This is a genomic window from Aquimarina sp. 433 (genome assembly GCF_054054605.1).
The window spans coordinates 216,598-240,934 of sequence record NZ_JBSWZK010000006.1; the positions used below are offsets into that span (position 1 = coordinate 216,598).

Genomic DNA, 24,337 nt, shown 5'->3' on the forward strand with positions numbered 1-24,337 from the left:
TTACTCTTCGATGAACATTATTCCTTCATTAATGCGAGAATTCAATATAGTAAAATCCTGATTAGCATCAAAACCATCTGCTTCATTGACATTACCATCTGGGAGTATACTTTTATAAGGCTGATCTGTAAAAACCCAGTTGATGCTTTGATCCCAATAGAGCTGTTTAGCCATAAGATGTGTACTATCTGCTGTTTTGATATCTACATTTCCTCGCATATCGATAAGTCCTGTTTCTACATAAGAAATAGCGTAATCTGATGTTACCACACTTACTTTCCCATCCTTATCAATAATATCTAAAACAATACCTTCTGGAAACTCACGATATCCAAAACCTTTATTTGTGTAATCTTTTATTTTTGGAGTTCTAAGAACTGCTGTAAGCCTACCAGAATCGGTATATTTAAGATTAACCTCAAAAGCCTCTGCTATAGGTGCATCATCATCAATACGATATGAATTCGTTTGGGACGTTTTAGATTGACATGAAAAAAACAATGTCACAGCAAAAGCTGTGACAAGGTTTCCTAATATATATAAAATTCTCTTTTGCATTATAGTTTCGGTACCTTAACCGTTTCTCCGATCCAACATCCAATCTTTACAGACTTAATCTCTGGATTATTAAAGATATCCGTTTTGGAAGGTGCTTTTGCTCTATAATTTGCGGCAGTTCCTGCAGCAGTTTTCTTTAAACTAGCATCAACTTTACCGGCTTTTAAAGCATATCGCTCTGCTAACCAATATACCGCTCTTTTGCTAAATACATCAGTACCACAATCATTAGCACTCTTTGCAACCATATTTGCTATTTTTAAATACGCTTGTCCTAAAGAAGGCTTGTTAGCTAGTGCTTTCTTATAATTAGCTCTCGCTTTACTGTAGCTACCTTTTTTTCTGTACACCTCAGCAATCTTGTAATATACTTTTGCTTTATCACTTGCTTTGGTTTCTAACTGAGCAGACTGATTATAATATTCTAACGCTTTAGAAGTATTTTTATCCTTAAGCGCAAGTATTCCTAGGTAAAGCGCTGACTTAGCAGATGGATCTGCTTTGTGTAATGCTTCCACCATTTTGAAAAATAATGGATCATCAGTACATTCTTTTGCAGACATTCTGCTTGCAGCACTTTTTAACCAGTTAATATCATTTTTCTTACTATCAAATTGTCCATTATATAAAGGAATCAAGTTTTTACAATCTGCAAGCTCTCCAAGTTTCTGGTTCACACCTGCTTTTACCTTACTGTAATTATTAAGGATTTTATCGTACGTTTTTAATCTTTTCTTTTCTTTACTAGAAAGAGCAGCTCCAGATTCTTCTTTTTCTGTTAATTCAGAAACTATTTTCGCTTTATTACTTTCTTCATCCTCAATTTTTTCGATTACATCATCATATAAATCGAACACATCCTGAAGTTCTTTCTTTCCAGCAGCCTGAAGCTCTACCAATAAATAAAAGTAGGTATATACCTTTTTAGGACTAGAAAAGTTCTTTTTATCCTCTGTCCAAGCCTTATTAAACTCGGCAAACTGACTTTCCTTAGTACCAATATTATTATCATACATGATCTGACCAATATCAGAATGCATATCTCCTAATTCCACTTTTGCTGGGAAATATTGTTGACGCTCTTTCCATAAGGCAATCATTTCATTTGCAATAGCTGTTTTATCAGCACCAGTTGCCTTTTTATATTTTGCTTCTAACAATTTTTTTCCGAATTGGAAAGTAGCAACACTGTGCGTAGGGCATTCTTTTCTTACTTTCCATAAAGGTGCTTCTGCAGCCTCCCAATTTTTTACTTTAGCATGCTCATAGGCTATAGAAGCCGTAGTTGCACAGTCTGTAGCCTGTGCACTTACACTAGAAGTGCCTAGAACTAATCCTGCTGCTATCGTAAATAAAACTTTAGTATTCATAGCTGTATAATTGTAGTTAATTAAATTTCACTTTTCTAAACCATCTATCATTTAGTGATAAACTTAATGATAGATTAAAGAACTCTTCTCGTACTAATCCAGCGTCTGTTGTTCCGCGTGTACCGAACTCAAAACCTACATTAGCATTTGAGAATAAGTTTCCTACTGGTAGACCTACCCCAAAAGATATGCCAAACTCATTAATCGCTTGTCCATTAATATTCAACCCAGTCTCTTCATATCTCAATCCTGTACGGTAAACTATCCTGTTCAGATAACTAGTAAGGGAGTTATATTTTGGAATATAATAACCTCCTAATCTAAATTTTGATGCATTTTCGTAAACCACATTATCCGCAGTAAAAGATCTATTATCAAAATCTTTAGCATCCAAATAAGTATACTCTGCCCCTACAAACCATTTTTTAGGCTCTCCTATTCCTGCGCCAAATTTCAATTCTGCTGGAAGATCAAGATCCCTATCTTCTACTTCCAAGTCCTGTCTTTCCACAACCAATTCAGATCCATTAGTTAATATCTGTATCGTAGCAAGCTCAATAGAATTTTCTGAAGCTAGCTTAAATGATGGAGTAGATACAAAAGATGTTGTTAACTCCAGTTTTTCGGTAAGCAGTCGCTTGTAGACCAAACCAAAAGATAAACTTACTCCAGAAAGATCGGAATTATCAATCTCTCTGGTATCAAATTGCAACTCGGGACGTCTCAGAATAGCTTTATTCTCAATGTTTCCAAAGTTATAATTAATATCTAAACCAACACTTAAATTCTCGTTAACTTTAAAACCTGTAGCTATGAACACTTTATTCAAGCCTCCGGTTCCAAAAAACTGACTTTCAGAACCATCACTATTAAAAGTGTTTGTTTGATATCCTACCGAACTTACTGGAAGTACCCCAAAACCAAAACCAAATCTTCCTGCTGGGATTCCGATTGCTAGATAATCTAAAGATGCATTATCCTTGTAAGAATCGTCTCCTGCGGCATTATCCAGGTTTAATCCATTATAATTAGCTCCTAACGTATACGTAGTTAGCCTCAACTCTCCATAAGATGCTGGATTCTGAAGATTTAAGTGAATACTATCTGCAAGTATACCCAATCCTCCCATCGATTTATTTTCCACTGTCCCCTTGAACTTCTGTAATCCTACACCATAAAAAGAATAGGGCGACGATGTTCCTTCTTGAGCATTAGATACACCGGTAATTACTACCAAAACAACTACTAAAATCTTTTTTATCATTGACTATTATTAAAAGCTAAAATGTAATTTAGTCCCTCCAATAAAAAATTAGAGGTGGCAAATATGCTATTTTTTAATCTTTTAGACAAAAAATGTGCATCTCCACCGGTTAAAATAACTGTTAAATCAGGGTAAGTGTTGCAATATTCGGCAATTGCTCCTTCAATTTCGTATAAAATACCATTTACAACACCTGAATGAATTGACTGATTTGTACTATCCCCTATATGATTTTTTGGTACCTCTAGACTTAACAATGGTAATTTTGAAGTGTAGTTATTGAGACTAGCATATCGTAATCCAATCCCAGGTGCGATTGCCCCTCCAAGATAACATTCGTCTTTATTTTTAAAATCATAGGTAATACAAGTACCAGCATCTATAATCAATGTATCCTTTTTAGGAAACTGACAAACCGCTGCTGCCACTAGAGCTAATCTATCTACTCCCAACGTTGTTGGAGTAGCATATAAATTCTGGAAAGGCATCTTTAGAGTATGATCCAAAATAAGAGTATTAAACTTATTTTTTAAAAATGCTATTTCTTTTTCTTGAAAATTAGCCACAGAAGATAAAATAGCTTTATTTATAGATGAATAGTCTTGATGTAATTTCTCAATACACTTCTGAAAATCATTCAATTTCAGATTTTCCCTATGTATCATTATGTCTTTTTCAAAAACACCTACTTTTATAGATGTGTTTCCTACATCAATCACTAAATTCATGTATGTATTTTTTATAGTACGACGTAATCAGACATTTTTATAGGAAGCCAAATATTTTTTCTAAGAATATTCTTCCCTCACATCTTCTAGATTACAGCGGATTACGAGTTTATTTTATAAGTTTGCAAAAATACAAAACGATTTTTTTAAATTTTTCTTTTGAGTATTAAAAAAAGCGTTCTATATTTGCATCCGCTTACAGCAAGGTGCCTTAGCTCAGTTGGTAGAGCAAAGGACTGAAAATCCTTGTGTCCCTGGTTCGATTCCTGGAGGCACCACCTTGAAAACCCGAACAACTTCGTTCGGGTTTTTTTTGATCCTTATCAAACTTCGTTAATCAATAATGAACAAGCAATTCTGAATATTTAGTCCTTCTTTGCCAATAAGTTATTATTTTTGTTTACAAACCTCATAGTATGCAACGCTTATACACTTTATCCCATTGTATCCTCTTATTTATATTTTCAACAAGTATTTTTTCCCAAGAACAACTAGATACGTCTAAAGAAAAAGATTCTATCTCCTCTAATACTGAAGAATCCGCTTTAGAAATGACTCGCTGGCAAATGCTTAAATATGATGGTGTTTCCGCATTTGGAGGAATAACCAATGCATATACTCAACCTTTGAGATGGAAAAGAAAAGATTGGGCTACATTTGGTGGTATTGTTGCGGGATCTGCCCTAATTTATTTAATTGATGAACCTGCTAATGATTTTTTCACTGATCAGGAAGAAGATATTCCAGGCTTTGTTAAAGAAGCCGGATTCCGCTTTGGAAAACCTCTAGTAAATTATGGATTAACTACAGGAATATATGCCTTTGGACTTATTACAAAAAATGAAAAAGTTAGAAAAACAGGAGTATTACTAATTGCCTCTGCCACTGCAGGAGGAATTATACAAACTGTAAGCAAAACTCTTGCTGGTCGTGCCAGACCTTATACTGGAAAAGGCAAAGATGCATTCAAGTTTTACAGCAGCGAAGCAGACTATCACTCTTTCCCTTCTGGGCACGCTATATTGTCTTTTACCACAGCATATGCGATAGGAAAACAATTTGAAAACCCTTATGTCAGAGGCGGTGTCTATGCACTTGGACTCGTTTCTCCTGTTTCTAGATTATGGGCAGGAGCGCATTGGTTAACTGATGTCACTCTCGGCATTGTATTAAGTGTTGTTATGGTAGATGGTATTGATAATTATCTGAACAGAAAGCAACGTTATGCTTATAACAACAAAAAAAATAAAATTAAATGGGATCTTGCGATCGGGCCTGGACAACTAGGAGTAATTGGCAGGTTCTAAAAAATTAATAATAGAAAATTCTCACTCAATTCTTTTTTATTTTAAAGGCATAAAAATTTCGGCCTTCCATTTCGAAGCATCTCCTTCTTGCATCGGATTGTTATAAAATATCTCTAAAGGTTTTTTTTCAATAAGAATATTTCTTCTTTTGGCATATTCCATAATAGCGAACCATGCTTGATCGCTATGTCTATAGTTGCCATAAAACGTTGCTTTTATAGCTTTTTGAGATGCTACTTTAGCATACTTAATTATAGAACTAACTGGTAACGAGTCCTTATACTTTATTGGAAACCCAAAATCAAATTGAATCTTATCATTTATTTCATTCCATTCTTTAACTTTTACAAATGGTAAACCATTTATTTTCAAATTGTTTTCCTTTATTTTAGGAAAAATATCTGCATTAGTTCTTAGCATCATTCCGGCTTTACCAGATCGATTAGCATTAGAAGAAATATAGAGATATTCAAGCACTGGTATTTCCGATGCACCTTCAATTTTTATTCTAAAAGTTTTAGCAAAATTATTTAAACCTTTCCCAAATATTTTAAATTCTTTTTTTAGTGACCTTGTAAAAATAGTTTCTCCAGTAAGAATACTTAGCCGATTCATCAAAGATTGATTTTCTAAAAAAACTCCTACTTTTATCTTTGATATTGAATCATTCACACTTGTTATATCCCACTTCAAATTTAAAATAGTATCAGGTAGATTCACCTTTTGCTTTATTTCTCTATACAATACAGTATCTACGGTAGTAATATTTTTGGCTTTTACATCCTTACCCCAAGATTCCCATCCTACGATCTGATGATATATACTCCCTGGAGTTCCTTTGGCCGTAAAAGTAATCTGATAGTCATATTCTTTAATAAATAAATACCATATCCCCAATACCATCAGAATAGTAAAACAGAAAATAATAACTTTCTTCATTCTAATTTGCACTTACTACTTCAGAATTTGGAGTATTCATTTTTAACTTACCAATTACAAAAGCTCCTAAAGAACGCCCTTGATCCAATCCTAAATCAATAGCGGCTCTGTAATGAATTCCTCCATACAATCTACTAATCGCTGCTTCATCTGCTGCCTGATTAAAAGAAGTAAAAGAACGTACCGGCAGTCCATACTGAAGTTCAGTATCATCCTCAAAACGAAAATTATCTCCAAAAATATTGGTTAATACAGTAGATGCGGCACCAGATACTACAGAATGTCCACTAGTATATTCAGGAAACGGAGGCGTTTGTAAAACAGGAGTCCAGTTCTCATCGATATGCTGATTGATTAATGTTTCAGGACGAATTAGATTACTTCTATATTTCTCATCCCAACAGCTTATAAAGGCATCTGCAATGGCAATGGATGTTTTGGTATAAGCAAAAACAGTTTTTGCAAAATCAGAATTTGTCTTTTTACAAGCTATTTTACATATTCCAATCCAATGAGCTCCAGGTGTAATCTTTTTAGTAGCAAACATTAAATGTCCTTTATGGGTTGATACGTAAGGATTACAATCCCAAAACTGTGCTATTTCTAATTTTTCAGATTTTTCACCTTCTTCTTTAATCAAATTTCCTACTTCATAGGTTTCCATCAATTCTTTATAAAACGGTGTATCCTTTTCCAAAGAGAAATCAGGATATCTTGCAGGTTTAAACTGAGAGGATGAATCTATAATCGAAGGTCTAATTTTTTTCCAATGTGGTTCTATTCCATCCATATAGTCTGGTGGAGTAGGTTGCCATCTCGAAGGGTCTTCGGTATTTACAGAAAACTTTGGCATTGTTCTGGTTTGCGCATAATTATCGGTGGCATACCAAGTTTTTATATGTTCTGCAACTTTTAATCCATACTCTTTAGAATCATTGAACATTTTTTCATTTTGAAGTTGCCATGAATTATACAAGCTATCTCTATACACTTCAACTCTATCCTCTGAAAAAAGCAATGATTTTCCTACTTCTAAATACGCTACCAAAGCCGCTATTTTATGATTTACGCTTTTTGTAGTGTCGATAGCTGGAACTGATTTCAAATCATGCAACTGGTTAGATAAGGTTTTATAATTTCCCCCTTCTTGGCTAATCACTTCATAAGCAGCAATATTGGAATAGTTATATATTCTACTGGCTACTGGTGGTGAGAAAATATCATGCACCATAACTTCAGTAATCTTATCTACTGCCCTATGATAATCATCAGCAGTAATTTGAATCTCTTTTTCTTCTTTTTGACAAGAGTTTAAAAGCATTACGGAAGAAACGAATACAACTATCTTCATACTTTTTAATAGATTACCTATTCTTATAGATTGATCAAAGTATCTCATAAACCTCTGCTTTTTCATTGTTTAGTGTGATGAGCAAATAATCCTTATTTGCAAAATTAATAATATTTAGCCCTCTTACTGATTTCTGACTCAAATTAATCCCCAATTCTGAAGCCTTTACCACAGTATTACCTTCTTGCAATACAGCTCCTGCAAATGCATCAAATCTACCATGATATGGAATCACTCCAAAATAATTTCCAGCCAATAAAACTTCTTGTTTTCCATCTTTATCAAAATCAAATTTTAGCATGGACATTATAGGAGCTAATTGAAGTTCCTTTTCGAAAGACACAAAAGAAAACTTACCGTTATCATTTCTAAGATATCCTGATGCAAGTTGATGCACATAAAATGATTTAGCTTTTTCTAAAACATCCTCTCCAAAAATCTCTTCTACCGTTTTTCCTGCGAAACTAGTATATGTTGTAAATTTTTTCTTCAGAAAATTTAATTGACTTGATAATTCATCCAAACCTAATGCTGTATAATATTTTCCCTCCTTAGGTAATGCTAAAATTGTTTCTGTGGTGCTGTTATTATCAAAATCAGCATAATACATTTTTAAAGGGTTTTCTGATGATGCATTTAGTTTTGTATTTAATCCAAAATTTCCGAGTACATAATCCCTATCACCATCATCATCAATATCGAAATCAATAATGGATTGCCATAAACCATTTAGCTTTTGTTGATACATACTGTTTGTTACATCTACCAAATCACCATTCGTATTCTTAAAAAAATGTGGTGACATCCATTCTCCAACGACAATTAAATCTTTTATACCATCATTATCAAAGTCACTCCAAACAGCATCAGTTATCATTCCTACTTCTTGTAAACTGTTGTTTGGTTTTATACTGAAACTCCCTTGTTGGTTAATAAGCAAATAGGAATTTGGTATTTTTCCAAAGTCATTAGAAACCGAATACCCTCCAATAAATATATCCAAATCTCCATCTCCATCTACATCATTAATTTTTATCACCGATTCATGATCAAATAATTCAGGGAAATCTGTTTTTGACAATCCCGTATCTGAATTTAAATATAATCGATCTATTAGCTCTTTAGAGTTTCCATAAAACTCGCCTCCTGCAGAAGAAACGAGAAGATCATTTTTAGTATCTCCATTTACATCAGCAATAATTGCAACTACATCTTCTTTCTTTTTATCTTTTTCTAAAATTTCTGATTGTTGCTCTTCAAAACCTGTATCGTTTTGCAAGTATATTTTTGAAGGTTCCAACTTAGAACTACCAAAGAAGACATCATCTTTTCCATCTCCATTCAAGTCCCCTATTGAAGTTGCTGGCCCTCGATCAGAAATCTTATAAGGAATGAGTTTTTGACGATTAAAATCCGTATAATTATTTTCTTTATGCTCATAATTTAATCCAGGAACTGAATCAATTTTTCGGAACCATTTTTTAGTCTTTGGAAATAAATTCTCATAATCAACCCCAATTCTTTTGTACACCAATCTAATAGTCAGACTTTGGTTAGTTGCAATATTTTCAGCGATTTGAATTGTGTTATCTGGCCATATAATTTTCAACGAGTCTATGGTGGCTATGGTATCGTATCCAAAATGGACTATAGGTTCTGAAGAAGACTGAAACCCCTTAGACGTAAATAATTGTTTGTATTGCGCAATACCTTTATGATAAGATATTACTTTAGTTCCAATTCCAAATTTATTATTGTCTTTAAAATTGAATTTAAGCTTTAAAAAATTGGATTTTTGATCTGTTGTATTTTTGTAGAAAGAAACCGGTGCATTAATATTATTAGTGACAATATCCAGATCTCCATCATTATCAAAATCTGCATAAGCACTTCCTGTAGAAGCCGTATTTTCTTGTGGTAACCAGCTGGAAGATTCATTGGAAAAAGTAATTCCTTTATCTCCACGAAACATATAATTTGGCACCTCGCCTGACGGCATAATATTCAGAGCATCATTATCTACCAATTTATTGGCATTTAGCTTCTCCTGAATCTTCTCGTTAGAAATATATTTTATGTAATCTAAATCATTTGGTCTTTTAGGAATCCCATTGGATATAAAAATGTCTTGTTCTCCATCTTGATCATAATCTGCAAACAAGGCTGACCAACTCCAATCTGTAGCTGCAACTCCACTAAGTAAAGCCGTTTCTTCAAAATGATCTCCTCTATTAACCTGAAGCATATTTCTGGCGTACTGATAATGGTATCCGAGTCTTTTAATTCGCATCTGAAGCATATCTACCGTTTCGTCTCCCGCTGAAGCTTTTAATACTGTTTCATCTTCTGGAGTCATATCTAAAGTCATAATATCAGTAAATCCATCATGATTTATATCTGCTACATCGCTACCCATAGAGAATCGGCTTGTATGACCGAAGTTTTTCTTTAATGACTCCGTAAAAGTTCCATTTCCATTGTTTAGATAATAATAATCGTCTTCATGAAAATCGTTACTTACATAAATATCTGTATACCCATCATTATTAAAATCGGCAGTAGCTACTCCAAGTCCATACCCATTTCCCCCTCCAAAAATACCCGCCTCTTCACTAACATCTGTAAACACTTCTCCATCATTGCGCAATAACTTATCTCCACTCTCATTACTCCTTTTATTTCTAAGCTTTGCACTACCAAACGAATTCTGTGTATGCACTGCATGGTTAAGCAAATACATATCTAAATCTCCATCATTATCATAATCGAAAAAAGTTGCAGATGTAGTGTAATTCTCAAAATCTAATTTATAGGAAGCTGCTTTTTCGGTAAATGTATTATCACCGTTATTAATGAACAGTTCGTTTTTTCCTTTTAAACCCTGTAAACCAACAACAGCACAAACATATATATCTAAATATCCATCTCCATTAATGTCTGCCATTACTGTTCCTGTATTCCAATCAGAGTTTCCCGCAACTCCTGCCGCATCTGTTATATCCTCGAACTGAAAATTTCCTTTGTTCAAATACAACTTGTTATTTCCTTGATTGGCTGTAAAAAACACATCTGGCAAATCATCTTTATTTATATCTCCAACTGCTACACCAGCTCCATTATAGTAATAAAGATAATCTAAGATATTAAGCTTATCGGTTGGGTTTAATGTATTCTGAAATGTAACATTTGTAGTTTTCGAAGTCATTTTTTCAAATAAACTACTTTGCTCAATTTGTTGCTTTTTACATGCAAACAAAAACGATAATCCGAATACTAATATGAATACTTTATTGGTCATCTCCTGAATTCGAATCTAGAACTTATTTTGTGTTTATTTTAAAAAGCTTTGGCATTTGGTTATTAACCCCAACTAGTAGATACTTTTCTCCAGATTTATTTTTCATCCATCGCATCGCTCTTACCTCATCCTCTACCAAAAATCCAGTATTTTGTTGATTGGTAAAACTTCCATTTTTGTTTCCAAATAAAACATTACCCCGACTTGCATCTAATCTTGAAAACTGAGGTTTAAAATTGTAATTATTACCTGCTAAAATAAGATCTAAAAAACCATCATTATTAATATCCTCTGTTTCTATATCACAGACACAGGATAATTGTACTTCTCTTGGTAATTCTTTGATTTTAAAAGACAAATCTCCCTCGTTATAAGCGATCAAACTTGAAAAATTGTTTACAATTTTTACTGTCGAACTTTCTAAAATCTCTTTTGAAAAAAGTTCATCAATAGCTTTAGTCGCGTATTCTGAAAACTTCAGGTTTTGCTTTTTCAATACATTTATTTGTCCTGTAATCTCCTTTTTTAGATGAATCGGAATATCCTTACCATTGATTGTTTGGGTAACAATTTGTTCTACTGTTCCATTATTATCAAAGTCATTGATATACATCTTAGTTGGATTTTCTTCATCACTTTGGTAAATAGAATTTAAACCTCTATTTCCTAATACAAGATCGATATCCCCATCCTTATCTATATCTGTTGCTTCAACAGTATTAAACCAACCCGAAATTTTATCTAAATCAGTAGCAGCTACGGTTAAATTCTGACCATCATTTATCAGTATCTTAGGAGACATCCATTCACCTACTAAAACCAAATCTTTTTTACCATCTTTATTGACATCCTGCCAACTTGCATCTGTAATCATTCCAATAGTTTTGATGTCAGCCGCTTTTGCACTTGTGATATCTACAAAGTTTCCGTTTCCATCATTTTCTAAAAGGTAACTTTCCGGGGAAACACCATATACTCCGATAACACTATGACTTCCAACAAAAATATCTATATCTCCATCCTGATCGTAATCATACGCTTTTAAAACAGAAATGTTAGTATTTGTAGGCTTAATCACATTACCTCTAGAGAAATTTCCGTTCCCATCATTTATATAACTTCTAACTCCAGTTCTAGCTCCTTTAAAATTACCTCCTGATCCTATCACCAAATCCAAATCTTTATCTCCGTCAATATCTTCAAAAATAGCTGTAACATCCTCAAAAAACTCCTCGGTTTCAAATTGAGTTTCTTTTAGTTTTCCAGAAGTGTTTTGAGTATACAACTTTCCTTTTTGACCATAGGCTCCTCCAATAAACACATCATCATTCCCATCATTATTTACATCTGCAATGGCTAAAGCAGGGCCTTCTCTAGATTGCATCTTATAGATCAACCCTTCATAATCAAAATCTACATATGGATCTTCTTTATGCGCATTAAGACTATGCGATATTTCGACAAAATAAGGATTTTCTTTTTTAGAAACATATTGAAATTGCTGATCGGCATCCTTATAATTTAGGTTTATTTGTTTATTCAGAGCTACTTGATCCAATAATTGTGATTTCCCATCTGGATAAATAACTCGTAGTGAATCTATTTTATCACTCTCTCCAATTCCAATGGTCATTATATAGTCTATCGAAGATTGAAAACCTCGAGTAGGTATTAGCTCTTGCCTAATTACCTGATTATTGAAATACGCCTCTACAACACTTCCAATAGCAAAGGTGTTTTTCTCACTTCCAGAGACTTTAATTTTCAAATAGTTATTCCCTTTTTGCTGACTATTATTTTCATAGATTCCGACTGGCATATTTAGATTATTAACTACCAGATCTAAATCCCCGTCATTATCCAAATCTCCATAGGCTGAACCATTAGAAAAAGTTGGTTCATCAAAACCCCATTTTTCTGTAACATCTGTAAAACTTAAATCTCCATTGTTTTTAAACGAATAATTAGGTATTGGCGTAGAGGGCATTTTATTAATGATAGAGTCCACTTCCTCTTTTTTACCTGTCAATGTCATCTTTTGTATGATATCATTCGCAAAAAAGTTCATAAAATCTTGATCTGTAAGATCATGGTAAATCCCGTTGCTTACATAGATATCTCGATAACCGTCATTATCCATATCAAACAACAAAGCTCCCCAACTCCAATCTGTTTTAGCAACACCGCTGTAAAAAGCTATTTCAGAAAAAGTATTATCTCCATTATTGAGCTGAAGAGAATTCTGCATATATTGATTATAGAAGTCCCTACTTTTCTTCAATTTATACACATCATAACTCTCAAAAGAACTTGTTTCTTTTAATCGTTTATCATCTTCCGGAAGCATATCGGTCACAAAAATTTCAGGACGCCCATCGTTGTTAATATCCGCCATATCCGCTCCCATCGAGGAAAGACTAAGATGTTTTACCCAATCTTTAATTTCTTCATTAAAAGTTCCATTTCCTTGATTTATGTATAGATAATCTCTTTCATAGAAATCATTAGACACATAAATATCAGGAAGAAGATCTTCATTAACATCTCCTATAGTAACCCCTAATCCAAACCCAATAAGACTACCTAATATCCCAGCTTCTTCACTCACATCTGTAAACATTCCATCATCATTTCTTAATAGCTTGTCTCCTCCTCCCTTTAGAATTTCCGGAATATCCCAGTCTTTTGCTCTTAAATTTCTTTTATTTACATACCCTAAACTACTTACAGGAATAAAGCTGTTATTAAGAATATACACATCTAAGTCTCCATCCTTATCATAATCAAAAAAAGCTGCATGCGTAGTAAAACCACTATCGGCAAGGTTATAATCTTCTGCTCTTTCTGTAAACGTTAAATCACCATTATTAATAAAAAGCTCATTCTTTTGATCATCACCTTCTACATTTCCTGCATTACAAACATAAATATCCAACAAACCATCCGCATTAATATCTACCATCACTACTCCTGTAGACCAAGCATTTTTTCCCATTGTTTTTGATGATTTTGAAATATCTTCAAAAACAAAATCACCTTTGTTTAAATACAGTTTGTTTTCTTGTTTATTTGCTGTAAGGTAGATATCGGGTAAGCCATCATTATTAATATCCCCAATCGCGACTCCTCCGCCATTATAAAAATTCCTATAAGTAAAAATGTTCAGGTTTTTCTCATTATCTACTTCATTAATAAAATGAATATTCGTTTTCTGTGGAGTAAGTTTATTAAATAAGGTTTCTTTTTTTGCAATAATATTTTCCTTCTCCAGATTTTCTTTACAGGAAAAAAGAAGAACTATAAGAAGTGTACTATATAAAAGTTTATTCATGTTACTTATATGTCTTTTTTACAAGTTGAATACTATCATTATTAATTCCAAATAAAACATATTCCTCACCTTTTATTTGGATTGATTTAATCGATCGTACAGCTCCATCAATCTTCAAACCTGAATTTTTAACGCTATCAAAACCTCCTTTTTTATTATTGATTAAAATGGTACCATAAGAGCCATCTAATCTACTCAATTGTGTACTGATCTCATAGCTATTCCCTCCAAGAAATATATCTGGATACTGGTCATTATTGATGTCTTTTACTAAGATATCATGAACTGAAGAAATTTGGGTTTCCCAAGGAAGCTCTTTTGCCGAAAAGTTAAGGTTTCCTTTGTTTTCAAAATAAGTGGTTTTCAATGTAAAAACTTGTTTCTTTTGAGCAGTTTCAATTTTCTCTTTCGAAAAATAATCTTCAAACTTAGCTTCTGCAAAAGCATGATATGACAAAAACCTCTTGTTTAACTGAGGAATTTGTTTCGTAAGCTCATCTTTAGTGGCAATTGGAGTCTCCTTACCTTGATAAAAATAAGTAACAATAGGATCTATTTTTTGATTATCATCGAAATCAGCTAAGTAAAGTTGTAAAGGTTCATTTTCTGATGCTTTTAATCTACTATTTAACCCCCAATTACCAGCTATAATATCCATATCACCATCATTATCCATATCTTCTATTGCAATACAATTCCACCAACCATTTGTTTTTTGTAATGACTGATTTTCATCCTTTACTAAGTTTCCTTCTTTATCATTCATGAAAATGGAAATTGGCATGTAGTGACCTACAACAATCAAATCTTGATAATCATCCTGGTTGATATCAACAAATTTAGCATCATAAATTTGCCCGATGGTCTCTAAATCCTTAGATAATTCTAATGTATGATCTATAAAATTACCTTTACCATCATTTAAAAATAAGTAGTTCTTTGGTATCTTACCGTAATGTCCAGGAATACTATTGCTTCCTATAAAAATATCTTTATCACCATCTTTATCAATATCAGCAGTTATAACAACAGAGGCGTTTATTTTTATATTTTGAAAAGAGCTCTGACTTACCTTAAATTTCCCTTTATCGTTTAAAAACAATATAGGACCCGACTCATATCCTTCGTAATTTTCATTTCCTGCGTATACTGTAATAAGGTCTAAATCTCCATCTGCATCTGCATCAAAAAAGTGTTGACTTACATCTTCATACTTTTTATATAACTCAACATCTTCTTGCTTTGATTTATTAAATTCTCCTAACGCATTCTGAAGAAATAGTGAACCGGATCTAAACTTACCTCCAGGAATAAAAATATCATCTAACTGATCATTATTTACATCTACAACTGATACATGAGGACCTTCATTAGATATAGCATAGGGTGCCAGAGGCTCAACGCTAAAATCTTTAGTTTCATAATCCTGATGTTTAAACTTAATTAAGGATTCACTTTTCGCGAAAATTTTGGAATCTCTATCATCAAGTACAACAGAATCTAATGATTGATCTTGAAGCAAGTAGTTGACAGCGTTTATCTTTATATTCTTGTGTACTGATAAATTCCCGTTAGGCCATCTAATCTGAATGGAATCAACCTTGGTATGATTCTCTATTCCAAAATGTAATATGCTAGAAACAGACGATAAATAACCTCTTGTTGGGTTTATACTCGCTACTTGTAATTCATTGTTTATAAACAGTGTAGCTTTGGCTCCGATGGCATGTAAATTCTGCCCTATGCCTTTTAATTTTAGTTTGACATAATTGTGTTTTGTCAATTCATCCGAATGGTTTTCATAAACGAAAGCAACATCATCTATATTGTTAGTTACAATATCCAGATCTCCATCATTATCTAAATCTGCAAAAACAGCTCCGTTACTATACGAGGGTATATTTTCTGACCAGTCAGCGGAAACGTTTTTAAAAGTTAAATCACTATTATTACTATAAAAATGATTAGTTGTTTTTTTACTGGGTAACTCATCGATTAATGCTAAATCTTCCTTTGTCATCCCTTCTTCAATGCGCCTTTGAATATTTTCATTAGCGATAAAACTAATAAAATCCATATCATTAGTCGCTCCTTTGATACCATTAGAGATAAAAATGTCTTTATAACCATCATTATTTAAATCTACCATTAAGGGTGACCAACTCCATTCAGTTGCAGCAATACCAGAAAAAAAGGCTATCTCACTAAAAGTATTCTCTCCTCTATTAAGTTGTAATGCATTTTGCATATACTGAGGTTGATATCCGTTTTTAAGATATTGATTATAGACTGTAAAGCCATATTCAGTACCAGATGACTTATAGGTGGCTAAATCTTCAGGCAACATATCTAAAGATAAAATATCAAACAAACCATCATTGTTAACGTCTGCAATATCCGTTCCCATAGAAAAATGTGAAGTATGCTGAATGATATTGTGTTCCGAATTAATTACTTCTTTAAATGTCCCATTCTTTTGATTAATATATAAGTAATCATTTTCAAAAAAATCATTACCAACATAAATATCAGGATAGCCATCATTATTAATATCATCTGTAATTATACCTAAACCGTATCCTATAGATCCCTGAAAAATTCCTGCTTCAGCAGAAACATCATGATATGTCCCATCATCATTTCTATACAACCTATCTCCCGACAAAGAATCAACTTGCTTTCTTTTAGAGCCTCTACCGTAAGCACGATTAGGGTGTACCGAATGATTTAAAAGATACATATCTAAATCACCATCTAGATCATAATCAAAAAAACTAACTTGTGTAGAAAAGCTTGAAATATCAAGCTTATATTTTGACGCTTCATCTTTAAAAAAAGGAACACTATCTTTATCTAATCCTTGATTTATAAACAACCTGTTTTTTCCAAATATACCTCTGTAATTACCAACTTTACATACATAAATATCCTGTAAACCATCATTATTGATATCTACTACAGTAACACCTGTGGACCAACCTTCTTTATCGGCTAAAACTTCTGAGTTAATTTTTTTGAATTGAAAATGTTTTTGATTCAGATATAGGTGATTTTCTTCTTGATTGGATACAAAATATAGGTCTTCCCAACCATCATTGTTAAAATCACCTGCTGCTACTCCAGCCCCATTATAAAAATAAAGGTATCTAAGAATATTAAGGTCTGGTGATTTTTTTAACTTATTTTGGAAAGTAATACCCGTTTCTTCTTTTGAAATCAGTTCAAAAAGATATGTTTCTCTTTTATCCTTTTTACAAGAAATCAAAAGATTCATAAAAAGCAGGCTAAGTATTATATTTCTTGTGTAATGAATCAATTATTATTAGATAAGCGAAAAATATGAATTAGTAGAGCCCTTCAAGGAATGAAGGGCTCTACTCTAACAAATCTTAGCAATTTAATATGTTAGTAACCAGGATTTTGTGTTAAATTAGGATTAGAAATAAGTGCACCTGCAGGAATCGGGAATAATACTCTAAAGTCTTCAGTATTACTTTTTAATCCCCAAGCTTCGGTAAACTTACCAAAACGAATTTGGTCATTACGTCTCCAGAATTCTTTATACAACTCTCTTCCTCTCTCGTCTAGAATGTCTTGTTCTGTTAATGAACCTAAACTATTAGTAGTATTTCGAATAGATCTTAGTTCATTTACCATTGCTAGCGCATCATCACCAGAAGAACCACCTCTAAATATTGCTTCCGCTTTCATTAAGTGAGCATCTGCATATCTAAATACAATCTCATGGTTCGTAAAAGCACCATTATCAGGGTGATATTTAATCGTTCTAATACCTCTATTCTCATCATTCCCAAGTAAACCAGCAAAATCTCTAGTAAAATTAAGCGGTTGTCCTGGTCTATCTGTTAATGGATCACCATTCTCATCATACTGCTGTCCTACTAAGAAACCAAAACCAATACCTTGGAAAGAACCATCTGTTGGAACGAAACCTCTTCTTTCTTCTTGACCACTTCCTGGAATATTAATATTTGGATCTCCTTCAAAAAGATCATAAAACTCAGCAAGCGTAGAGAAACCATTCCATCCACCTCCACCATTACCTTCGGCGTTTTGGTTATAATGCAATCCATTCCAAATTCTATTACCTACACCTGTTTCTGCAAACCAAATAGTTTCGTTATCTACGTCTTGTTTAAAGATATCAAAATAACCTGCTTGTAACGCAAAACCATCAGCTGCGATAGCATCTACCGCATTCACCACAGCGGTCATATCTGCTGCATCGGGTGTACCTGATCCATTATAAATATGTTTATTTAATAACACCTTTGCTAATAAATAATTCCCTGCTGCTCTAGAAGCTCTATTTGTGGAAGCACTTGGCCCTATCACTGGTAAATCAGGAATAGCTTCATTTAAATCCGTAAGTACAAAATCTAATGCTTCTGCTCTTGTAAACACTCTAGGATCAACTTCTGGACCTTCATCTGGCTCTCTAAATGGTACTTGACCATACATATCCATAATCCAGAACATACTGAATGCTCTTAAAAACTTGGCTTGTGCAAGCTGCGCCGCATCAGCACCACTTCTTGAATCAATAATTTCAGTTGTATTGAAAACGTTGGTATTCATGTTATTCCAATTATTCAATACAAATGGGTGGATCGCACTCCATGTATGCTCGTGTAAATTTCTCCACAATCCATTATCACCCCAGTCAGTTCCTCTTGTAGGTACTAATAACTCATCTGAAGTAACCTCATTCAATGCGTATAAATCTGCTTGATTTCCTAATTGTCCATATATAGAATTGTAAACATTAGTAATCGCGGCATCTACATCTCCAACTCCAGAAAATTCACCGGTTAGATTTTCGATCACCGAATCAGTGGGCTCTATCTCCAAATCAGTACAGGAGACTAATAGCATTATTGAGAATAATGCCGATAATCCAATTTTAAATTTCTTTTCTTTCATAATCTTAATTTTTTAAAAAGTTGCATTTAAACCAAATGTATAGGTTCTCGGTCTTGGAAAGGCTGTATAATCAATTCCCGCAGTTGGTATACCATTTAACGGAGCACTTACATTTACTTCTGGATCTAAACCACTATAATCAGTTATTACAAATAAGTTCTGCCCGTTTGCAAAAAGTCTAAGGCTTTTGAAAAGTCCTTCTCCTGATAATGGGAAATTATATCCAATAGAAGCATTTTGTAATCTTAAGAAATCTCCTTTTTCTAAGAAACGAGTAGATACATCAGGAGCGTTGGAAGAAGCTTCTCCATTTGTTAAAACATCTACAGTAACGTTTCTTCCACCGTTAATACTTCCTGCAGTGAAAAATGCATTTGCGGTGTTATTATATATGTAATGACCAAATTGACCTGCAAAGTTCATAGAAGCATCCCAGTTTTTATAGTTGAAACTTGTGGTAATACCAACATTGAAATCAGGCAAGGCGCTTTTACCAACAAACTCTTGAACATCCCCGTTAGGATAAATTGATTGACCATCTGCATCAAACCCAGCAAATTCTCTTAAGAAATAAGAAAATAGTGGCTGATCTTCAGCTAATAATTGCGCAAACGCACCTGTTAATCCTTGTCCACTGATCTGACCAGATTGGATCTGACCGTCAAAGTTCTGAAGCTCATTTTTATTATAAGCGATATTAAATCCAAAATTCCAATTTACGTCTTCTTGCTGGATAATATCATAATTGATTGCAAATTCTACCCCTTGGTTGATTACATTACCATCTATATTAGTAAAGTTAAAAGGTTGTGGTGTTGGTTGAGCATTTGCTGCACTTAATAATAAGTCTTTGGTATCCTTATGATAAAAATCTATAGTACCTGTTAAACGATCTCCAAAGAATCCAAAATCAACACCTACATTGGCTTGACTTGTTTCCTCCCATTTAAGATCATCATTAACAAAAGATACCTGACTAGTTCCCGGTGCATTTATCACACCATCTTGAGCGATTCCACCTGGGCTAAATCTACGTCTGATTGTAAAGTTACCGAAACCAAGTCCATCTTGATTTCCAGTAATACCGTATCCAAGTCTTAATTTCAGTGTAGAGAATGAATCACCAATAAAATCTTCCTGATCTAACTTCCAAGCGAATGCTGCAGATGGAAAATATCCATATTGATTGTTAGGTCCAAATCTTGAAGACCCATCAGCTCTAACTGTTGCAGTTAAAATATACTTATCTGCTATCGAATAGATACCTCTTACAAAAAAGGATTGTAACTCATCTGTAAAATCGAATGTATCACCTAATACTGAAGAAACTGGTGTTGTTGGTGCAACCAAAGCCTCACCTTGAACGATATCAGGGAAAAGTCTATTTACGAATGAACCATTAGGTGCCACACCATACTGCTGGAAAGAACCTTCAATAACACTTTCGATCAGATCTGCAGAGATTTCAAGATTTTCTCCCATTTGATCCAAATCTGTTGTTCCAAAGCCAAAACCTTGTACACTTCTTCCTTTTCTTCCAAAATCTTGATAAGAAAAACCTGCTAAAGCGGATAATTTAGAATTTCCAAATTCTTTCTCATAATTCAAAGTTATATCTAAAAGTCTATTCTCTACTTCGATATCATTTAAAGTTCCTCTACCATTTTCAGGAGCTCCATTATTAAAACCAGTTATATTTCCTGATAAAACATTTATAGCAGTAGACTCTGAATTATCATATCCTACACTTACCTTAGCACTTAACTCAGAAGTAATCGCATACTCTGCAGAAAGGTTAACTAAATATCTATTTGTTTTTGTTTCATTCTGACTAAAAGTCAATAATGCTAAAGGGTTAATATTAGAACCACCTGGCTCAAACCCTGCTGAAGCAGGCCATGTTGGATTTGCAGAGTACGCAGCTCCTAACAAATCTCCTTGGAAACCTGCATTATTTGTAATTGGTGGCGCTTCATCATTTACTCTTGATAGTGTCCCTTGAAGATTTAATTTTAATTTATTGTTAAAAAATCTATGGGAAGCATTAATTCTTCCAGTAATCCTTTCTAAAGAACTTTTCTTAACAACACCAAACTGCTTTCCATATCCAAAAGAAGCTCTTACATTACCAGTTTGATAATTACGTGAATACGACAATGTATTATTAGTAGATTCAGCTTGTCTAGTAATTACATCTTGCCAATCCGTGTTAGCTCCAAAATCCTGTGCAGCACGATCTCCACCGAACTGATCAATAGCATCTAAATATTGTTCTCTATTCAGCAAATCAAATTCTTGAGCAGGTCTAGCGATACTTAGAGTAGAAGTATATTCAAAAACACCTTTTGGCGCCCCTCTACCTGCCTTAGTGGTTATGATTACAACTCCATTCGCACCTCTTGATCCATATATTGCAGTTGCGGATGCATCCTTAAGAATACTTACACTTTCTATATCATTAGGGTTTAAGAAATTAAGCGGGTTTCTTGCAGAACTAGTTCCAATCCCTAAATCACTACCTCCAGCGGCAGTATCGTCTCCAGCCAATGGAACTCCATCAACTACAAATAAAGGGTTATTGTTAGATCGAACAGAAGTTGTACCTCTAATTCTTAATGCTACGCCTGCTCCTGGCTCCCCACTCGCTTGTGTAATTTGAACCCCTGCTGTTTTACCTTGAATAAGCTGCTCTGGTGATGCAATAGAACCTGAGTTAAAATCTTCAGAAGTTACTACTGCAACGGAACCCGTGGCATCTTTTATAGACTGTGTTCCATAACCAATAACCACAACCGCTTCTAGTTCTGCAGCATTTTCCTCCATGGTTACATTAATGGTTGTACGACCACTAACTTCCACCGCTTTAGTTTGAAATCCTACGTAACTAAAAATTAATGTAGCGTCTTCTGCCACATTACTTAAGGTATAGTTCCCATCAAAATCAGAAACTGCCCCATTTGAAGTCCCCCTAACAAGGACATTTACCCCTGGAACTGGACCATTTGCATCCGAAATCACCCCCGTAACCGTGATTTGTGCAAACATCATATTCCCTGAGATAAATACTAAAAGAAACATGAGTTTTTTAAGTATCATACTTTTCATAATTTAGAGTTTGATTAAATTTAAATATTTAGTTGTTAATTATTACTACTTTTATCGTTAAAAAAATTAGTTTTATTCAATATTTTAAGTAACAGGGGCGTCTTAGTCTTACTAGAACAATCGACATAGTAACTAGAAATTAATATTTAAATAAAAGTTACAATTTTAAAACGCCCCTAATGTTACCTCTTATGAAGAAGTTGCTATCAGATAAACTCCTTCGCTAACAAACAAAAACTAATTTCACTTTCTACTTTATTCATATTTGTTTTAAAATTATATTAATCTATATCTAAAACTAATCCTTGATAAGGTCTAAGGATTAAGTCATTTTCTTTACTATGCAGATCTGCATAATTATTTATCAAAACTTTGTACTCATTCACTACACCAGAAGTTTTAAAAACTTGATCTGATTCAGTAAAATTGAGAGCAACAATAATTGACCTATTTTCCAAGGTCTTTTTGTAGATATATAGATTAGGGCTATTAAATTCTATTTCCTCGAATTCTCCAAAAACAAATACATCATGCTGTTTTCTTATTTTGAGCAAGGATCTATAAAAATTCAGAATAGAATTAGGGTCATTTTCTTGATGCTTAACATTAATAACATCACTATTTGGATTAGCTTTTAACCACGGATCAACTATTGAAAACCCTCCATTAATCTCATCATTCCATTGCACAGGAGTTCTAGCATTATCTCTACCTTCTTTATTGATCATTTCCAAAGCCACTTCCTTAGAAAATTTAGAATTAACTAAACTTTCTTCATAAAAATTCAATGACTGAACATCTTTGACTTCTTCTATGGTTTCTAAGGTTATATTAGTCATACCTATTTCATCTCCTTGATAAATATTTAAAGTTCCATTTTGGGTAGCTAACATTGTAATTAACATTTTAGCAGACTCCGAATGATATTCTTTATCATTTCCAAATCTTGATACCATTCTAGCGAAATCGTGATTTCCCATAGCGTTTGCAATCCACCCAGTGTTATGCACTGCATCTCTCCATTTTTTAAAAATTCTTTTTATTTGCACTAGATCAAAAGGAGAAACTTCTTCAAATTTCCCGTTTACAATTGTACATTCAAGAATATCAAAATGATACAACATGTCCAATTCCTTTCTGTCTGTGTTTACATACAAACCAGCTTTAGTTTCATTAATACCAACTCCTTCGGCTAATGAAAACGCATCGTACTTACTAATCACCTTCTCATTCATTTCATTCAGATATTTATGAACGGTTGGTCCATTGGCATATACATCTTCTATAATTTTCCTAAAACCGACTTCTGGAGCATCTGGATACCCTTCTGGTTTAGATATTAATGGAATCACGTCCATTCTAAAGCCATCCACTCCTTTATCCAACCAAAACCTCATGGCATCGTAAATCTCCTCTCTTACCTTAGGATTTTCCCAATTTAAATCAGGTTGCTTCTTTGTAAATAAGTGGAGATAATATTCTCCAGAAGCATCGTCCAATTCCCATGCACTTCCTCCAAAGAATGACTTCCAGTTATTCGGAGGACCTCCATCATCTGAAGACTTATGCCAATGAAAATAATCTCTGTATGGATTATCCTTAGACTTTTTAGCTTCCTCAAACCACATATGTTCATCAGAACAATGATTCGCAACCAAGTCCAATATTAATCTCATACCTCTATCATGAATTCCTTTTAATAACTCATCGAAGTCTTCCATGGTTCCAAATTCAGGCATAACCCCACGATAATCACTAATATCATATCCATTATCATCATTTGGTGAACAAAAAATTGGACTTAACCAAACAATATCAACATTCAAACTTTGAATATAATCTAGTTTCTCTATGATACCCCTTAGATCACCAACTCCATCATTATTACTATCATTAAAACTACGAGGGTATATCTGATAGATCGTACCTTTTTTAAACCAAGTTAGTTTCACTTAAATCTGTATTATGTTTTTAAATAATTTCATTTTACTAGTCTTGTTCGTTTTGGCATTGAAATCCTTCAAAAACACACCTAATAATCGATTTAACAAAAAAATAGTTAAAAAAATCTGGTATTACTATTTATTACATCGTTTGATTACCAAAACTACAATATTATTTATATAGAATTTCAAAAACACA

General features: G+C 33.5%; 13 protein-coding genes and 1 tRNA gene. 2 read left to right on the forward strand and 12 right to left on the reverse strand.

Translation table 11 applies throughout. The features are described from left to right. From lptC to ACWNT5_RS14170, 4 genes are read right to left on the reverse strand one after another with little or no spacing between them, the layout of a single operon-like run. A complete protein-coding gene (gene lptC / locus ACWNT5_RS14155; RefSeq protein ID WP_299898253.1) occupies positions 1-558 on the reverse strand; it encodes an LPS export ABC transporter periplasmic protein LptC in 558 nt (185 codons plus the stop codon). Continuing rightward, the gene (locus ACWNT5_RS14160) at positions 558-1,928 is read right to left on the reverse strand and encodes a tetratricopeptide repeat protein (RefSeq protein WP_299605732.1); all 1,371 of its coding nucleotides are present in this window, start codon (positions 1,926-1,928) and stop codon (positions 558-560) included. The genes lptC and ACWNT5_RS14160 overlap by 1 nt, the downstream gene beginning before the upstream one ends. A gap of 16 nt (positions 1,929-1,944) precedes the next feature. Beyond that, complete coding sequence (locus ACWNT5_RS14165; RefSeq protein WP_299605729.1) at positions 1,945-3,192, reverse strand: hypothetical protein; 1,248 nt, start codon at positions 3,190-3,192, stop codon at positions 1,945-1,947. Beyond that, complete coding sequence (locus ACWNT5_RS14170) at positions 3,189-3,920, reverse strand: type III pantothenate kinase (RefSeq protein ID WP_299605727.1); 732 nt, start codon at positions 3,918-3,920, stop codon at positions 3,189-3,191. The genes ACWNT5_RS14165 and ACWNT5_RS14170 overlap by 4 nt, the downstream gene beginning before the upstream one ends. A gap of 205 nt (positions 3,921-4,125) precedes the next feature. Between ACWNT5_RS14170 and ACWNT5_RS14175 the strand changes: the two genes are divergently transcribed. Together ACWNT5_RS14175 and ACWNT5_RS14180 are read left to right on the forward strand one after the other, a co-directional pair. Further along, a tRNA-Phe gene (locus ACWNT5_RS14175) sits at positions 4,126-4,198 on the forward strand. Positions 4,199-4,336: 138 nt separating this feature from the next. Then, positions 4,337-5,227, forward strand: coding sequence for a phosphatase PAP2 family protein (locus ACWNT5_RS14180; protein ID WP_456517695.1), 891 nt, complete (start codon positions 4,337-4,339; stop codon positions 5,225-5,227). A 36-nt stretch (positions 5,228-5,263) separates the two neighbouring features. Here the strand turns inward: ACWNT5_RS14180 and ACWNT5_RS14185 are convergent, their stop codons facing one another. The 8 genes from ACWNT5_RS14185 to ACWNT5_RS14220 form a co-directional block, all read right to left on the reverse strand. Next, positions 5,264-6,166, reverse strand: coding sequence for a GyrI-like domain-containing protein (locus ACWNT5_RS14185; protein WP_456517696.1), 903 nt, complete (start codon positions 6,164-6,166; stop codon positions 5,264-5,266). 1 nt (position 6,167) lies between these two features. Next, complete coding sequence (locus tag ACWNT5_RS14190) at positions 6,168-7,517, reverse strand: vanadium-dependent haloperoxidase (RefSeq protein ID WP_456517697.1); 1,350 nt, start codon at positions 7,515-7,517, stop codon at positions 6,168-6,170. A 34-nt stretch (positions 7,518-7,551) separates the two neighbouring features. Continuing rightward, positions 7,552-10,815, reverse strand: a complete 3,264-nt coding sequence (locus ACWNT5_RS14195) for a VCBS repeat-containing protein (RefSeq protein WP_456517698.1) — start codon at positions 10,813-10,815, stop codon at positions 7,552-7,554. A gap of 22 nt (positions 10,816-10,837) precedes the next feature. After that, positions 10,838-14,146 carry a VCBS repeat-containing protein gene (locus tag ACWNT5_RS14200; RefSeq protein ID WP_456517699.1) on the reverse strand — a complete coding sequence of 1,103 codons (3,309 nt, stop codon included), beginning with the start codon at positions 14,144-14,146 and terminating at the stop codon, positions 10,838-10,840. Between the two features lies 1 nt (position 14,147). Next, positions 14,148-17,420 carry a VCBS repeat-containing protein gene (locus ACWNT5_RS14205; protein WP_456517700.1) on the reverse strand — a complete coding sequence of 1,091 codons (3,273 nt, stop codon included), beginning with the start codon at positions 17,418-17,420 and terminating at the stop codon, positions 14,148-14,150. A 131-nt stretch (positions 17,421-17,551) separates the two neighbouring features. Beyond that, a complete protein-coding gene (locus ACWNT5_RS14210; protein ID WP_456517701.1) occupies positions 17,552-19,090 on the reverse strand; it encodes a RagB/SusD family nutrient uptake outer membrane protein in 1,539 nt (512 codons plus the stop codon). 12 nt (positions 19,091-19,102) lie between these two features. After that, on the reverse strand, positions 19,103-22,195 hold the full coding sequence (locus ACWNT5_RS14215; protein ID WP_456517702.1) for a SusC/RagA family TonB-linked outer membrane protein: 3,093 nt from the start codon (positions 22,193-22,195) through the stop codon (positions 19,103-19,105). Between the two features lie 281 nt (positions 22,196-22,476). After that, the gene (locus ACWNT5_RS14220; protein ID WP_456517703.1) at positions 22,477-24,147 is read right to left on the reverse strand and encodes an alpha-glucosidase; all 1,671 of its coding nucleotides are present in this window, start codon (positions 24,145-24,147) and stop codon (positions 22,477-22,479) included. Positions 24,148-24,337: the final 190 nt, after the last annotated feature.

Bases quoted from the DNA above. Each gene is read 5' to 3' on its own strand.
- ACWNT5_RS14215 (WP_456517702.1), bottom strand. From the start codon at position 22,195: ATGAAAAGTATGATACTTAAAAAACTCATGTTTCTTTTAGTATTTATC.
- ACWNT5_RS14160 (WP_299605732.1), bottom strand. From the start codon at position 1,928: ATGAATACTAAAGTTTTATTTACGATAGCAGCAGGATTAGTTCTAGGC.
- ACWNT5_RS14185 (WP_456517696.1), bottom strand. From the start codon at position 6,166: ATGAAGAAAGTTATTATTTTCTGTTTTACTATTCTGATGGTATTGGGG.
- ACWNT5_RS14165 (WP_299605729.1), bottom strand. From the start codon at position 3,192: ATGATAAAAAAGATTTTAGTAGTTGTTTTGGTAGTAATTACCGGTGTA.
- ACWNT5_RS14205 (WP_456517700.1), bottom strand. From the start codon at position 17,420: ATGAATCTTTTGATTTCTTGTAAAAAGGATAAAAGAGAAACATATCTT.
- ACWNT5_RS14170 (WP_299605727.1), bottom strand. From the start codon at position 3,920: ATGAATTTAGTGATTGATGTAGGAAACACATCTATAAAAGTAGGTGTT.
- ACWNT5_RS14210 (WP_456517701.1), bottom strand. From the start codon at position 19,090: ATGAAAGAAAAGAAATTTAAAATTGGATTATCGGCATTATTCTCAATA.
- lptC (WP_299898253.1), bottom strand. From the start codon at position 558: ATGCAAAAGAGAATTTTATATATATTAGGAAACCTTGTCACAGCTTTT.
- ACWNT5_RS14195 (WP_456517698.1), bottom strand. From the start codon at position 10,815: ATGACCAATAAAGTATTCATATTAGTATTCGGATTATCGTTTTTGTTT.
- ACWNT5_RS14190 (WP_456517697.1), bottom strand. From the start codon at position 7,517: ATGAAGATAGTTGTATTCGTTTCTTCCGTAATGCTTTTAAACTCTTGT.
- ACWNT5_RS14180 (WP_456517695.1), top strand. From the start codon at position 4,337: ATGCAACGCTTATACACTTTATCCCATTGTATCCTCTTATTTATATTT.
- ACWNT5_RS14200 (WP_456517699.1), bottom strand. From the start codon at position 14,146: ATGAATAAACTTTTATATAGTACACTTCTTATAGTTCTTCTTTTTTCC.